13 protein-coding genes are annotated in these 13,551 nt (G+C 69.6%); 1 reads left to right on the top strand and 12 read right to left on the bottom strand.

Translation table 11 applies throughout. From position 1 onward, the window contains the following. Positions 1-99: 99 nt before the first annotated feature. From ACIBK6_RS22905 to ACIBK6_RS22855, 11 genes are all read right to left on the bottom strand, one after another. Positions 100-1,332, bottom strand: coding sequence for an MFS transporter (locus ACIBK6_RS22905; protein ID WP_399053158.1), 1,233 nt, complete (start codon positions 1,330-1,332; stop codon positions 100-102). Further along, positions 1,329-2,654 carry an acetyl-CoA carboxylase biotin carboxylase subunit family protein gene (locus ACIBK6_RS22900; protein WP_399053156.1) on the bottom strand — a complete coding sequence of 442 codons (1,326 nt, stop codon included), beginning with the start codon at positions 2,652-2,654 and terminating at the stop codon, positions 1,329-1,331. The genes ACIBK6_RS22905 and ACIBK6_RS22900 overlap by 4 nt, the downstream gene beginning before the upstream one ends. Then, the gene (locus ACIBK6_RS22895) at positions 2,647-4,173 is read right to left on the bottom strand and encodes an amino acid adenylation domain-containing protein (protein ID WP_399053155.1); all 1,527 of its coding nucleotides are present in this window, start codon (positions 4,171-4,173) and stop codon (positions 2,647-2,649) included. Before ACIBK6_RS22895 ends, ACIBK6_RS22900 begins: the two co-directional genes overlap by 8 nt. Next, the gene (locus ACIBK6_RS22890; protein ID WP_399053154.1) at positions 4,174-6,006 is read right to left on the bottom strand and encodes a hypothetical protein; all 1,833 of its coding nucleotides are present in this window, start codon (positions 6,004-6,006) and stop codon (positions 4,174-4,176) included. Next, positions 6,003-6,266 (bottom strand): acyl carrier protein, encoded by a 264-nt coding sequence (locus tag ACIBK6_RS22885; protein WP_399053153.1) that lies wholly within the window; start codon positions 6,264-6,266, stop codon positions 6,003-6,005. Before ACIBK6_RS22885 ends, ACIBK6_RS22890 begins: the two co-directional genes overlap by 4 nt. Beyond that, on the bottom strand, positions 6,263-7,132 hold the full coding sequence (locus tag ACIBK6_RS22880) for an aspartyl/asparaginyl beta-hydroxylase domain-containing protein (protein ID WP_399053152.1): 870 nt from the start codon (positions 7,130-7,132) through the stop codon (positions 6,263-6,265). Before ACIBK6_RS22880 ends, ACIBK6_RS22885 begins: the two co-directional genes overlap by 4 nt. 40 nt (positions 7,133-7,172) lie before the next feature. Beyond that, entirely contained in the window at positions 7,173-8,174 is a 1,002-nt protein-coding gene (locus ACIBK6_RS22875; protein WP_399053151.1) for a proline racemase family protein, read from the bottom strand. Between the two features lies 1 nt (position 8,175). Next, a complete protein-coding gene (locus ACIBK6_RS22870) occupies positions 8,176-9,009 on the bottom strand; it encodes a PhzF family phenazine biosynthesis protein (RefSeq protein WP_399053287.1) in 834 nt (277 codons plus the stop codon). A gap of 2 nt (positions 9,010-9,011) precedes the next feature. Then, positions 9,012-10,112, bottom strand: a complete 1,101-nt coding sequence (locus ACIBK6_RS22865) for a DUF6421 family protein (protein ID WP_399053150.1) — start codon at positions 10,110-10,112, stop codon at positions 9,012-9,014. A gap of 23 nt (positions 10,113-10,135) precedes the next feature. Next, a complete protein-coding gene (locus tag ACIBK6_RS22860; protein WP_399053149.1) occupies positions 10,136-10,921 on the bottom strand; it encodes a DUF6202 family protein in 786 nt (261 codons plus the stop codon). A gap of 244 nt (positions 10,922-11,165) precedes the next feature. Next, complete coding sequence (locus tag ACIBK6_RS22855) at positions 11,166-11,324, bottom strand: hypothetical protein (RefSeq protein WP_399053148.1); 159 nt, start codon at positions 11,322-11,324, stop codon at positions 11,166-11,168. 532 nt (positions 11,325-11,856) lie between these two features. Between ACIBK6_RS22855 and ACIBK6_RS22850 the strand changes: the two genes are divergently transcribed. After that, positions 11,857-12,117, top strand: coding sequence for a hypothetical protein (locus tag ACIBK6_RS22850; RefSeq protein ID WP_399053146.1), 261 nt, complete (start codon positions 11,857-11,859; stop codon positions 12,115-12,117). Positions 12,118-12,138: 21 nt separating this feature from the next. Here the strand turns inward: ACIBK6_RS22850 and ACIBK6_RS22845 are convergent, their stop codons facing one another. After that, complete coding sequence (locus ACIBK6_RS22845; RefSeq protein ID WP_399053145.1) at positions 12,139-13,290, bottom strand: hypothetical protein; 1,152 nt, start codon at positions 13,288-13,290, stop codon at positions 12,139-12,141. Positions 13,291-13,551: the final 261 nt, after the last annotated feature.

Genomic DNA, 13,551 nt, shown 5'->3' with positions numbered 1-13,551 from the left:
CCGCGCCGGCACCCCGCCATGCCCCCGCAACGAAAACGTCCCGGTCACCCACGAGTTGACGACCCAGCGCACCTCGTCCCCTCAACCGAAACGGCGAGGCTAGGTGAAGTCTGGTTCGCGGGCTGGAGCCTTGGAGGTGGGGGTTGGGCGGGAGACGTGGGTCATTAAGGAGTGGCAGACCAGACCTGTGGCCAGGAGGAGGGCGGCGAGGGCCAGCCAGCCGGGGAGGCCCAGGGCCAGCGGGAGGGCGCTCATGACTGCTGGTGACGCTCCCTCGGCCAGTCCGTGGCCCAGGCCGAAGACTCCGGCGTACTGGCCTTGCGCGTCGGCTGGGGCGAGGCCGAAGGAGTACTCGGCCGAGGCAGCGGTGTGCCAGATCTCGCCGAGAGTGTAGGCGACCACTCCTGCCGCCAGGGGGAGGATGGCCAGCCGGCCCGGGGGTTTCTCGGCCAGCGCCATCAGGACGAGGCCTGCCGACAGGGCCATGCCGGCCCAGCGCATCGCGCGTCCCGCGGACGGCACGTCGCCGACGTTCCGGCTGAAGCGGACCTGAAGGACGACCACCAGGATCGTGTTGAGGACGAGCATCGCGGAGATCGTCCACCGGGGAGCGGAGGTGTGTTCCGCGATCCACAGCGGAAGCAGGAACGTGGGAACCGCGAAGTGCAGGGACATCACCGCGTTGACCGCCGTCGCGGCCAGATAGGTGCGGTCGCGCAGGGCCGCCCAGCCGCGGTCGGTGCTACCGGCGTCTGCGAGGGTGAAGGACGGAAGCCACAGGAGGATCAGGCCGGAGACCAGGTACGTCAGGGACCGGCCGATCATGACGGTGAGGAAGGCCGCCCTGGTGTCCAGCTGGATGGCGAAGCCCGCTGCCACGGCGCCGAGCGCTATCGCGAGATTGCCCACCGATCGCAGATAGCCGCGGAAGACGACCGGCGTCGGCCCGCCGAAGCCGCGGACGAGCGGGGCCAGTGTGGACCAGCTCGCCGCAACCACGGCACCGGACAACATGGAGACCAGGAGATAGGTCCAGAACGTGTGGACCAGCAGCAGACCGGTGTTCACCACCGTGCCGCACACCGCGACCGCGATCTGGACGCGCTTCGGCCCCCACCGGTCCGCCAAGCGGCCGACATACACACCCGCGCCCAAGCCCGTCATCGCCGCGGCGAACAGACCGCCGGCGACCTGGGAGGCGGGCAGACCGACGATCCGCGTGAAGAAGAGCGCACCAGCCGCGACCGACAGTCCTGTGCCGAAGCTGTGCACGAAGGATGTCAGCGCGACCACACGCTGGCCCCTGCCGACCGGCAGCAGGGCTGTCGTCACCGCCACAAGGTGTCTCCGAAGTCGGCGTCAGGCCGCCATTCCCGTTGGAACTCCCGCCTGCCTCTGGTGGTAAGGCCGTCGGGAAGCACCCACAGGCGCTCGTCGAACCATCGCCTGACCTCGTCGAAGCGTCCGGTGAGCTGCTCGACCGACTCCGCCATGACCATGAACTGTCCCACCCGCTGGCTGGTGTGGGCCGGCCCGGCCGGGAAGTGGGTGCCGACGGGGTGCTCGATCCGGGCGAACTCCACCTGCGGCAGGGCCAGTAGATCGGCCGCCGTCGGGCAGTCGAGCAGCGTCCCCGGACGTACGGGCAGGTAGCAGCCTCCGAAGACGTCCGGTCTGACCTTGGCATCGATCGCGGGGCGACGTCCGAGCGCGATCTGGACAGCGCATTCGGCGATGTTCACCCCGAACTTCGCCTGGATCTGCTCGTGGATCAGCGCACCACCACGACGGGCGGCGCATTCGCCGAACGTCAGCGTTCCGGAAGGCCCGTCGTGGAAGAGCTCCATGTGGAACGACCCGTCCCGAAGCCCGAGCGCATCGAGCGCGGATCCCACCAGGCCCCGCGCCTTCTCGTAGGCCCAGCCTTCCTCGGCCGGGTCGAAGTGCCGCAGCCACAGAGGCTGCCCGCTCTCGATGGCGGTGAGGCACGGATCCCCATAGGCGCCCACGGCGAGGAACAGCAGTTCCCCGTCGAAGACGATGCCGTCCACGAACCATTCGTCGCCGACGACGTGCTCCTCCAGCACGAACGTGCGCTGACCGGTCTGCTTGCGCCGGTACTCCTCGCCCCGCGCCCGGAGGTCATCGACGCTCTTGACCGACGTGGTGAGGGCCGTGGCGGCACCGGCTACCGGCTTGAGCACGGCGGGCGCGAAGGGCAACTCCTGGATGTCGGAGACCGAGAAGACGTCCTCGACGACCACGCACTGTGCGGCAGGCAGCCCGGCACCGCGCACCACGGCCTTCTGAATGGACTTGTCGCGGAAGCGCACCGCCGTCTCCGGATCGAGCCCTGGCACGCCGAGGTGACGGGCAAGCATCCCTGCCGTGACCATGGAGTACTCGTCGGAGGTGTGTACCGCGTCGAAGTCGTCGGCGCCCAGCCCGGCCCGCCGCAGCGCCATCAGCACGGCCTCGACGCTGACTTGGTCGTCCACCCTGATCACGGTGAGCTCGGGAGGGATGCTCATGAGCCCGTCGTCCCAGGCGGCCGCGCCGCAGACGACGGCGGCCTCCACGCCCAGCCGGACGCACGCGTCGAGGGTGTATCGGTCCAGACCCACGAGCAGCAGGCGAGGTTGGCTCTCAGCCATGATTGTTCCTCCTGTGATGCGTGCTCCCCCAGTCCTCCAGGGCGGCACGGTCCAACTTTCCGTTCGGTGTCAGCGGCAGGGCGTCGACAGCCACGGCACGGGCGGGCACCAGGTATTCGGGGAGCACCGCAGCCAGGGCTGAGCGCACTCCGAGCGGGTCCGGGGAGTCGGCCTCGCGGTTCGGTCGCATCGTGTAGGCCAGCACCATCGACTGATAGCCGCCGTCGGCTTCGCGGATCGGGACCGCGGCGCAGTTGAGGACTCCCGGCACCGAGCGACCGGCGTGCTCCACCTCGGCGGGTTCGACGCGGAAGCCGCGGAGCTTCACCTGGCGGTCCTTGCGGCCGAGGTAGCGCAGGTTGCCGTCGTCGTCCAGGCGCCCCTGGTCGCCGGTGCGGTACACCCTGGTCGGAACGCCTTCGATCCCCGCGGTGCGGAACCTTTCCGCGGTCAGCTCGTCCTGTTCCAGGTAGCCCGCGGCCAGTCCTTCGCCGGCCACGCAGATCTCGCCTTCCCGCCCGGGAGGGCACACCTCGTCGTCGGCCATCACGAAGATCCGCGTCCCCGGCGCGGCCGTTCCCAGCGGGACGCCCTCGGGCTCGTGGCAATCCCGCAGGGAGACGCGGTGGGCGGAGACGAACATGCAGCATTCGACGGGTCCGTAGCAGTTCACCAGCGGGGTCGCCGGATGGGCCCGTACGAACCTGGCCGCGTGGGCCCCGGACATCGCCTCGCCGCTGACGAAGACCGTCCGCAGGGCGGTGAAGCAGCCGGGGTCCACATCGACGAACAGGTTGAACAGGGCGGTCGGCAGGTGCACCGCGTTCGCGCCGTGCTCGGTGACGGCCGCGCGCAGGGACTCCGGGAGGAAGAACTGGTCGTCCGGGAGGAGACAGGTCCCACCCGCGACCAGAGTTCCCCAGACCTCCAGCGCGTACATGTCCCATGCCGCGTTCGACACCTGCGGCATGACGTGATCGGAGCCGAAGGACACCGGCCCGTCGCCGCGGAACAGCCGCAGCGCCGCCCGGTGCGGCAGGACCACCGCTTTGGGTACGCCGGTGGTTCCCGAGGTGAAGATCACCATCGCGGGCGAGGAGCCGTCGGCGTCCGCTCGTACTGGTGCGGCCGCCCGGTCCGCGGATTCCCGCAGTGATTCCCGGGGCGGAGTCCAGACCGGGAAGCCGTATGCCTTCGAGTCCGCGACGGCCAGCGGCGCCCGCAGGCGCCCGCGCAGCGACTCCAGCCGCTGGGCGGGCCAGCCCGGATCGAACACGGAATAGGCGGCCCCGCACTTCAGCAGCGCGAGTTGGACGACGACCAGGCGGGTGGACCGGGGAAGGATGACGGGAACCAGGCTCCCCGGACCGATGCCGAGGTCCGTGAGAACCGACGCGAAGTGATCGGCCGCCCGGTCGAGGGTGCGATAACTGACAGCGGCACCACGCTCGACCAACGCCGGATGATCCGGCCTTTCGCGTGCCTGGCGGGCCACCGCCGCATGGAGGGTGCTGTCCACCTATGCCTCCCCGGGTGGCAGGACAGCGAACGGACAACGCAGCAGGGAGATCGCGAGATCCTGGACTCCGAAGACGGTGAAGTGGTGTTCCTGGGGCGGAGCCGACGCGTCGAGACGCACCTCGAAGACGACGCTCCGGCCCTCCCCGCGGCCGAGCCGGACACTGTGCACCGGCGGAAGTACCGCGGCCCGAAGGCTCCAGGGGACGCTCACGCCCACCTGCACCGGACCCGGTCGCGGCGACTCGACCGCGGCCTCGATGCGTAGCGTCGCTCCGGCGGAGACCGTCGCGGCGGCCTTCGCGTCGAGCCGTGCCCCGCCCTCCATCGTGTATCCCACCGGACCGCAACTCAGGCAGACGTGCGCGGTGGTGAGGGGCACCCGGGCGGTGAACCCGCGGCGCGGATACTGCCAAGCGGTCCGCCCGCACAGGACGCACGGCGTGGTCGTCGCGTCCGGGATCGAGACCGTACTGCGGTCGCCGAAGAAGCGAGGAAACCCGGCGAGTCCGTCGTCGGGGCGTTCCGCGATCCGTACGGCGATCGCCTGGTCGAGCGACTGGGCGTCGCCTTCGAGCGAGTGCAGGAAGGCCGACCTTTCCGCGGCCAGGCCCATGACCGGCCGTGCGGCCATCGTCTCGGTCTTCTCCGCCAGCCGCTCGAACCGTTCCCGCAGGGGATGCGCGGCGGGCAGCATGCCGGTCATCAGGAAGCCGCGGGCCCGCGAGCTGAGGTCACGGACGAGCCCATACGGTTCTTCCCGGGGAGCCGGAGCGGCAGCCGGTGGCCCGGTATCACGATAGGCCGAACTCGGCAGCCCCACCTGGATGAACGTGGGATAGGGGTGCATGGTCCGCAGGCTCGCGTTCAGCAGCCGGGCGGTGCTCCCGCCCCTGTCGGCGGAGTCCAGCCAGACGAGGTTCTCCACCCGGGCGGACTGGTGCATGGACAGCGCGGCCACCACCGTCTGGGCGGGGCCGTCGACGGCGTTCAGGAGCAGTTGGTAGCGGGGGCTGTAGGAGGCGAGATCCGCCAGGGCGCCGCTGTCGCAGCCGCTGAGTACGAGCTCCGCGGCACGGACTCGATGTGCGGGGATCAGCTTGTCGTCGGGCTTGTGGCAGCCCCGGCCGTAGGCGCACGTGGGGCCGGGCCGCTCCGGGGCGGCGACCGGGCTGAGCCCGCACACCGTGTGCGCGCCGAGGTTGATGCTGTCCTCGGTGCCGTGACCGCTGACCAGCACGCGTTTCCAGACACGTTCCGCCGCGATGCGGGTGAGATCCGCGCCGCCCAGTGTCCGCGAGTCGTAGTAGGTCGCCGACGTGGACACCGGCTCCGTGTCGAGATCGGTGAACAGCCCGGTCCCACCCTCGGCGGCCACTTCGCCGTACTGCTTGGCGATCGTCCACGTGATCGAGTGGAGGTCACGGCCCGTCAGCAGGAAGACGTCCCGGCCACGGCGGTAGGCGTCCACCAGCGCCGGGCCGAGAACCTCCATCCGCAGGTCCGCATAGCGGCCGAGGACGATCAGCGAACCTCCGCCCTCGGGCGGCGCACCGTCCGTCCAATGCCGCGCCAGCGGACGGGCGAACGAGCGGATCGCCTGCGGCACGTCCCCCAGGACGACTCCCGCCGCGCACTCGGGCGGCTGCCTCAGGGAGCTGTAGAGTCCCGCCGCGAGATCGAGCGACGCCCTGAGGTCGGAGCGCGCGCCGATCCACACCGGAACGGAGGCTTCGCGGTGGCCCTCCGACCAGGCCGACTGGAACTCGGCGACGGAACGTTCGAAGTCCGTCGCGGTGACGACCGCACGGAACATGGTGCCCAGGCCCGTCATTCCGGCACCCCGGCATTCGTGATCGCGGCAGCGAGGGCGCTGATCGTGCGGTGCTCGAAGATCACCCGAAGGGACAGGTCGCAGCCGAGTTCGTCCCCGAGCCGGGCCGCGGCTCGCATCGCCCCCAGCGAATGGCCGCCGAGTTCGAAGAAGTCCTGGTCGGGCTCGATCCGATCAAGCGACAGGACGTCTGCCCAGACCTCGGTGATGTGCTCCAGCAGCTCGGGACGCGAGAACCGGTCCTTGTCGGCCGCGCTCATCCCGGCAGGAAGGTGAAGTCCTCGCCGACTTCACGGGAGAGGACGAAGAACTTCTTGGCACGTTCGGCGATGTCGATCAGTTCCGGATCGCCGGACTCCCGAGTGATGTCGATGAGCCAGTCCCAGGAGGCACCGATCGGCACCTCCTCGGTGAAGTGGATCCGGCCCAGCAGGAAGGCGATGTCCTTGATGTTGTGCCGGGAGACGACGGTGCTCAGGGCACGCAGCCGCTCCGGCAGCTCCGGCGAGGCCGGTTTGCGCTCCACCAGAGCCGGCCGCAGACCGGGGTCGTAGAACTCGGGCCGGGCGAAGATGTCGGCCGGACGGAAACCCGGACCGGCCACGAAGTCGAGGCAGAGCGACCAGCGGCTGCGTGAGGACATGTTCATGCCCGCGTGGACCTGGGCCGCGTCCAGGAACCACACCTCGCCCCTCCGCATGTGGAAGACCATGTCCTCGTCGGAGTTGACCGCGTGCTCGTTGTCCTCCAGGAAGAGGATCACCCGGAAGAACTCCGCCACATCGCCGGCCTCGATGAAGTCCCGGTGCGGGATGATGGAGAACTCGACGACGTTGCGCCCGCGCACCATCGTCATCCGATCCAGGTTGAACCGGGTGGTCAGCACTTCCCGGAGATAAGGGACCTCGTCGAGGAGCTCGGTGGGACGTCCCGGACGTTGCTCGTGGCCGTACCAGAAGCCGTCCGCGTGGTCGCCGGAGGCGTTCCACAGATTGAGGTTGAGCCAGGTGCCCGTGGTGAAGACCTGGTAGGGCTCCTGCGGGACCGGCAGGGTCGTGAGCCGGGCGATGTCCTTGGCGAGGCGTTCGCCGTCGAACGGTATGCGGCCGAGAATCACAGAGGCCATGGGGGGCGTGCCCTTCCTTACGAGGCCTTACGGAGGGAGATCAGAGCTCGAAACCTGCGGGGAAGGGATCGCCGGGAGACAGGAAGTACTGCGCGGTGCCCGTGATCCAGGCCCGTCCGGTGACGGTCGGCACGACGGCCTTGCGGCCGGCGACGGTCGTCTCCTCGACAAGGCGGCCGGTGAACTTCGAGCCGATGAAGGACTCGTTGACGAAATCGGCGCCGAGCTCCAGCTCGCCGCGGGCGTGCAGCTGCGCCATCCTCGCGCTGGTGCCGGTGCCGCACGGCGAACGGTCGAACCAGCCGGGGTAGATGGACATGGCGTGGCGGGAGTACGAGGCGTCGGACCCCGGCGCAGCGAAGTACACATGCCGGACGCCCCGGATCCGGGAGTCCTCGGGGTGTACCGGCTCAGCGGTGGCGTTGATCGCCTCCATGGTGGCCAGCCCCGCGGCCGTGATCTCGTTCTTGGCCTTCCTGTCGAAGGGCAGCCCGTAGTCGTCGAGCCGCACGATCGCGTAGAAGTTGCCGCCGTAGGCCAGGTCGTAGCGGACGGAGCCGAACCCCGGAACTTCGAGCTCGGCGTCCAGCCTCTCGCAGAACGCCGGAACGTTCCGCAAGGTGACATGGCGTGCGACCCCGTCCGAGACCGCCACATCGACGACGACCAGACCGGCCGGGGTCTCCAGGCGCACCGTCGTGACCGGCTCGGTCACGGTGACCATGCCCGTCTCCACCAGAACGGTCGCCACGCCGATCGTGCCGTGCCCGCACATCGGGAGATAGCCGGACACCTCGATGAACAGCACGCCCCAGTCCGCGTCGGGCCGGGTCGGCGGCTGGAGGATCGCCCCGCTCATCGACGCGTGCCCCCTGGGCTCGGTCACCAGCAGGGTCCTGATGTGGTCGAGGTTCTCCCGGAAGTGGATCCGGCGTTCCGCCATCGTCGCTCCGGGGATGACCCCGATCCCGCCGGTGATCACACGCGTGGGCATGCCCTCGGTGTGGGAGTCCACCGCATGGAAGATTCGCTGGGTGCGCACGTTATCCCTCTCGGTTCTGGTCGAGGTCGTCGTCGGACAGGCGGATCTTCCCGGCCATGTACGGTCTGGCCGCGCCGGACAAGGCGACCCGGTCCCCGTCGAGGCCGCAGTCGAGGCTGATCGTGAGCGTCCGGCCCAGCCGCGGCGAGAACTGGTGGGCGCGCATCCGGGACTTCCCCAGCCGCTGCGCCCAGTACGGGACGAGCGCGCAGTGCGCCGACCCGGTGATCGGATCTTCCGGGATGGACAGCTTCGGCCCGAAGAAGCGCGAGCAGAAGTCGGCCTCGGCACCCGGCCCGGTGATGACCACACCACGCAGGTCGAGCGCGGAGAGCGCGACGAGGTCCGGCACCACCGAGCGGACCTGCGCCTCGCTTTCGTAGACCGCGACATAGTCCATGGACCGGTAGACCGCCGACGGCGCCACCGGACCCAGACCGCGCAGCAGGTCCAACGGCGGCTCCACCGGGGAGAATTCGAGGGCGGGAAACGTCATGCCGAACAGGTCCCCGCGCCTGGCGACCACGAGAGGTCCGCTGGCCGAGTGGAACGTCACCTCGTCCCAGCCCGGCTCCAGATGCGTCAGTACGACGTAGGCCGCGCCCAGTGTGGCGTGTCCGCACAGGTCCACCTCGGTGGCCGGGGTGAACCAGCGCAGATCGTAGGCGTCCCCGTTCCGGACGATGAAGGCCGTCTCCGGGAGATTGTTCTCCAGGGCGATGGCCTGCATGACAGGCTCGGGAAGCCATTCCTCGAGCGGGCAGACGGCCGCCGGATTCCCCCACATGACCCGGTCGGTGAAGGCGTCGACCTGGAAGATCGGAATACTGATCATGTTCACACGCCCAGCTTCCGCTTGGCCTCGGCGAAGAAGGGGATGTGACGGTAGTCCTTCGCCTCCTCGTCGTAGTCGGTGTACCGGTTGGTGAATCGCAGCAGCCGGTCCCGGACCTGTTCGGCGGATTCGCTGTGGATGTGCCGTTCGATCGCCTGGATCTCGCCCAGGAACTCGGCCAGCACGGCCGGCAGACCCGGGCTCAGATGGATCAGACCGTCCTTCAGCCAGATGCCCTCCGCGGCGATCAGATAGTTGAAGAGCAACTGGGAGGCCACCGCGTCGTAGTTGGGCCTGGGTATCCCCTCGACCGCGTAGCGGAGCAGCCGTTCGGACAGGACGTACTCGTAGGTGAGCCTCGCACCACGCTCAGGCAGCGCGGAGTCATGGAGGCAGGCGAGCATCGCGGACACGTCGACCCGAAGTTCCTCCAGTCCGGCCAGCGGCTTCAGCTTCTTGACCGGGAGGAAGTCGGGAATCGGCATGTCGCCCTGCCGGTGGTGGTATTCATGCAGCCGCACCCACCAGGCCGACGCCTGCTCGACTTCTTCCGGCCCCGCGGCTTCGACCAACGGGAACGATCCCTGGGCCATGACGTTCTTCGCCAGCAGCCGGGTCAGGCGCAGATGCCGTTCCACGAACTTGTCGATGAAGTAGAAGACAAGGTCGCCGCGCTCCTGGCGGCCGTCAATGTGGTTCTCGGGGAAGAGCGCCACGACCGGTCGCGCCTCGAAGCCCTTCGACATGCGCTCGATCGTCACCGGCATGGTCGGGCTGGGGTACCTGGCGTCCAGGCGCTCGTCGGTGGGCGGTGTCCGGTAGGTCAGGAATTCCAGGGACAGCGTCGGGAAGTAGGACGCGTCGAACAGCGAGAAGATGTGGTTGTCCGCCCGGGTGTTGATGTGCGCCTTGGTCCGGAGCAGCCGGGGATCCCCGGCGAACGCCAGGGCGTCATCGGCGAACGCCTGGACGGCCGGCACCTTCCGGAGCACCGGCGACGTGATCAGCTCATGGGAGAGACGCTTGAGGAACACGTCGTCGCGCACTTCGTCGCGCCGTACCGAGCCGCGCAGTGCGTTGACCGCGTCGATGATGTCGTTCACTGGCTTTGTACGTCCTTCCCGGATCAGCCCGCGGAGATCTGATCGGCGAAGTCGTCGAGCGCGCCGGCCCAGTGGGCCGCGTAATCCGTGGCGAGCAGCACCAGCTCTTCGGCGTCCTGTTCGCTCTCGACCAGGGCGGTCATGCCGGTCTCAGCGTCGCTGACCGACTGGGCGTGACTCGTCTCGGCCTTGATGTGGGCGTCGATCCACACCAGCGCGTCGGACGCGGCGAACAGCTTCTGCCCGTCGACCAGCACCTTGCCGTAGACGCGGCGGAACGCGACGGCGATGTCCAACGCCGTGGCCTCCACGACCCGCAGCTGCACCGCCGGGCCCAACCGGTGAGTGGACAGCGACTCCATCGCCCCGAGCAGTTTGGCGACGCCCGCCGGCAGATCCCGTGCCGTCTCCTCGCCGGCCGCTTCCGCCAGCGGCGCCACAATCGAGTCCGCCCACCACAGGTAGTGGATCCCGGCCGCTCCACGAGGCGCCACCGTGCTGAAGTCGGCGGCCAGGTTGTCGAGATCGTCGCCGATCACCCGATAGGCCGTCTGGAAGGCCGCCAACGCCTCCCGCCCCGGAGCCTGCTGCGCCGCGAAGTGCCGCGCCGCCGCGCCGAGTCCCGAGATCGTCGTGAACATGAACGCCTTGGTCATCGCCTCCCACTGCCGCGCCACGGCCAGCGCGTCCGCAACCGCGACCACGTCAACAGCCCTCGCCGCCGCGAAGAACCGGTTCTGAGGCCTCACCAACCCCGCCGTTTTCACGACGGCGGCCACGCGCTCGTCAAGCCCTGTACCACTGGGCACGACACTCCCCCTTCGCGCAGTAACATTTCACATGTCACAAGTTATATAGCACTGAAAGAGGCTGTCAACAGCCGTCAGAAGACAGGGGGACGGTGCGTCAAGGTTGCGACCACGAGGACCGCTGCGACGGTGACGGCGGCCGGGGCAGGTGATGCTTTCGGCAGCGGCGGGCGGCTCCAGGCCTGCCCGCACCTCCAGGCCCCCATGGGCGGCCAGCTGGCGGGGAGCCAACCGGCCGCGGATGTCACTCGGTGTGAACAGTCAGCTGGTTGATCGGACGGGTCCGGTGCCAGTACGAGCGGGCCGCGATGGTCAGCGCGAAGCCGTAGCCGGCAAATGCGACCATGCCGACCCAGCCCATCAGCAGCGCGTCCCCTGGGGAGTCGGCGTCGCCTTGCCGCATTGGACCAGTCCCCACAGCAGGAAGACGCCGAGCAGGGCCAGCAGCACAGTGACGTCAAAATGTGCCGTAAACCGCCGCCCACAGCACCGCCACCCGGCTCACCCAGCGCGGCCATCCTCGCCACCACATACGCCACAGGGGCCTCAACGTCTGTCCATCAGCAGCCATACCCCGAACGTCGCATCGACCGCCGCTGTGTGGCATCGACCGCCCGGATGATCCACCTCCCCCTGCCAGGGGAGCGACCTCCAGAGGGGCCAAAAATGCCGATCGCGAACCGTAGTTCCTGAGATGGCCTCCCGCCGGATGGTGTGGCCCGTGAAGTTCCGTGCAGGGGGCTGGTGTTGGCGAGCACCGTTGGGCGCGGCATCACCGATCGACACCCCGATCGTGATGGCGTTGGCCCGGCGGCCTGCCGCAACTGCGTACCGATCGTCTCCTGCTCCGCCGGTGGCGGAAGTCCGCCGGAGGAGAGTGCAGCACGGGACGGGGAGACGGCCAGCAATTCGGCCCAGCGGCGAATGGTTGAACGGTGTTTCACATCAAGCGAGTTGGCGCCGAGCAGGCCGCCGCCCGCCGGGTCCCGGCGCCCCTCCTCAAGGACATCGTCTTCGTACTCACCGAAAGCCAGGGCCTGCGCTGCGTACGGCCGGCGTCTCCGGATCGGCCCCTGACGCGACAGCCGATCGGCGGACCGCGCTCGTTCGTGAGCGGGCGCGAACGGCGCCCCGGCGGCATCGCCGTGAAAGGCCGCTGCGCGGGGGGCGCTTGGGCGGTCGAGGCCGAGGACTGACGGCGACGCGTCCGACGCGCCCTACTTGTTCGGGTCCCGGAAGCGGCCGAATGCCTTCGTGAGGGCGCTCAGCGGCGAACCGTCCGCCTTGGCAGTCCTCGGCGCGGGCAGCCGGGGCACACCGTCGCCACCCGTCGCCTCGGCCAGCGCGGCATGCGCCGTCTCGGCGGCCTCCCGGTACAGGTCACGGGAGTTCGTCATGACGTCGAGCGCCTCGGCGTACTTGGTGACCATGCCCTGGGCGTGGACCAGTTCCTCGTCCGGGGTGAGCAGGTGCCAGCCCTGGCGCAGCCGCGTCAGGGCCCGCTCGGCGTCGGCCGGCAGCGGCCGCGGCAGCGCGGCGAACTCCTTGATCCTGTCGAGGAGTTCGGTCGGTTCCGAGCCGTCCAGAAAGACACTGCGCACCGTGAAACGCTCCGCGTCGTAACCCGGACCCTGCGGCGCCGTGGGCAGGACGACAGCGCCGCCGCGCGGCATCCGCACGCTCAGCTCCCGCTTCATCGCGAAGTCGGCGATCTGTGCCTGCTCCGGCGTGCCCCGGTGCTCGACCACCCGGTGCCGCAGGCTCGGCGGCAGGAACGCCGAGATCGGCTGCTGCCCCATCGCGTCGGGCGTCATCGCCTCGTGCACCACGACGTGGATGTACCAGCTGTGCCGGGTGCAGTCCCGCAGCCGGTGGCGCAGCTCGTCGTCGTCCTTCGGCAGGTGGTTCGTCGTCCGCAGGCGCACGCCCGGCACCGTGTCGTGGTCCCAGGCGATCCGGTCGCTGTCGGGCCAGAACATGGTGACGGGCGACGGCCAGTGCGCGTCCCACACCTGCTCCGCCTCTGCGGCGAGGACCCAGGTGACGCCCACTCCTTCCTTGCGGCGGGTCTCGGGTTCGTACGTGGTCAGCTGTGCGCGCACCGTGACGTCGTCGGCCACCCGCCAGCGGGCCTCGAAGAGGCGGCGGGCCGACGGGCCGGGGTCGGCGGACTCGTCCCGCGGGTGCAGCACGGTGGAGCGGGCCGCCTCGACGGGGTCGAGGTCCAGGAAGTCGTCGAGCACCCCGGCCGCCTTGAGGGCGATCAGGTTGCGCCGGACGTCCAGCTCGGGCTCGGGCCCGAGGTGGCGGCCGCGCCCCAGCCACGCGGTGACGGGGACGGTGGTCGAGGAGCTGCTGTTCTTGGCCATGGAGTCGTTCTGTGAGTGATCGGGGCTCGACCAGTATGCTCCGTGCACCTGTCAATGCAAGCGGCACCGCATCCACGGCCCCCGCCGCACCCTCCCCCGGCCGGTGGCCGTGCGTCACCGATTCGGGACGGTGTCGGCAGCGAGGGGGCGCGCCCCTCAGAGCGGCCTGTCGGGGCGCCGCCCCGCGACAAGCCCACGTGGCCAAGCCCCGTCGGCCTTCACGTGACGGGGCTTGGCCGTGCCGGGGCGTGGACTCGGCGG

The organism is Streptomyces sp. NPDC050485 (assembly GCF_044458185.1).
Taxonomy (GTDB): Bacteria; Actinomycetota; Actinomycetes; order Streptomycetales; family Streptomycetaceae; genus Streptomyces.
Note: the sequence above shows the minus strand (reverse complement) of the source record. Positions and strands in the feature narration are given on the sequence as shown.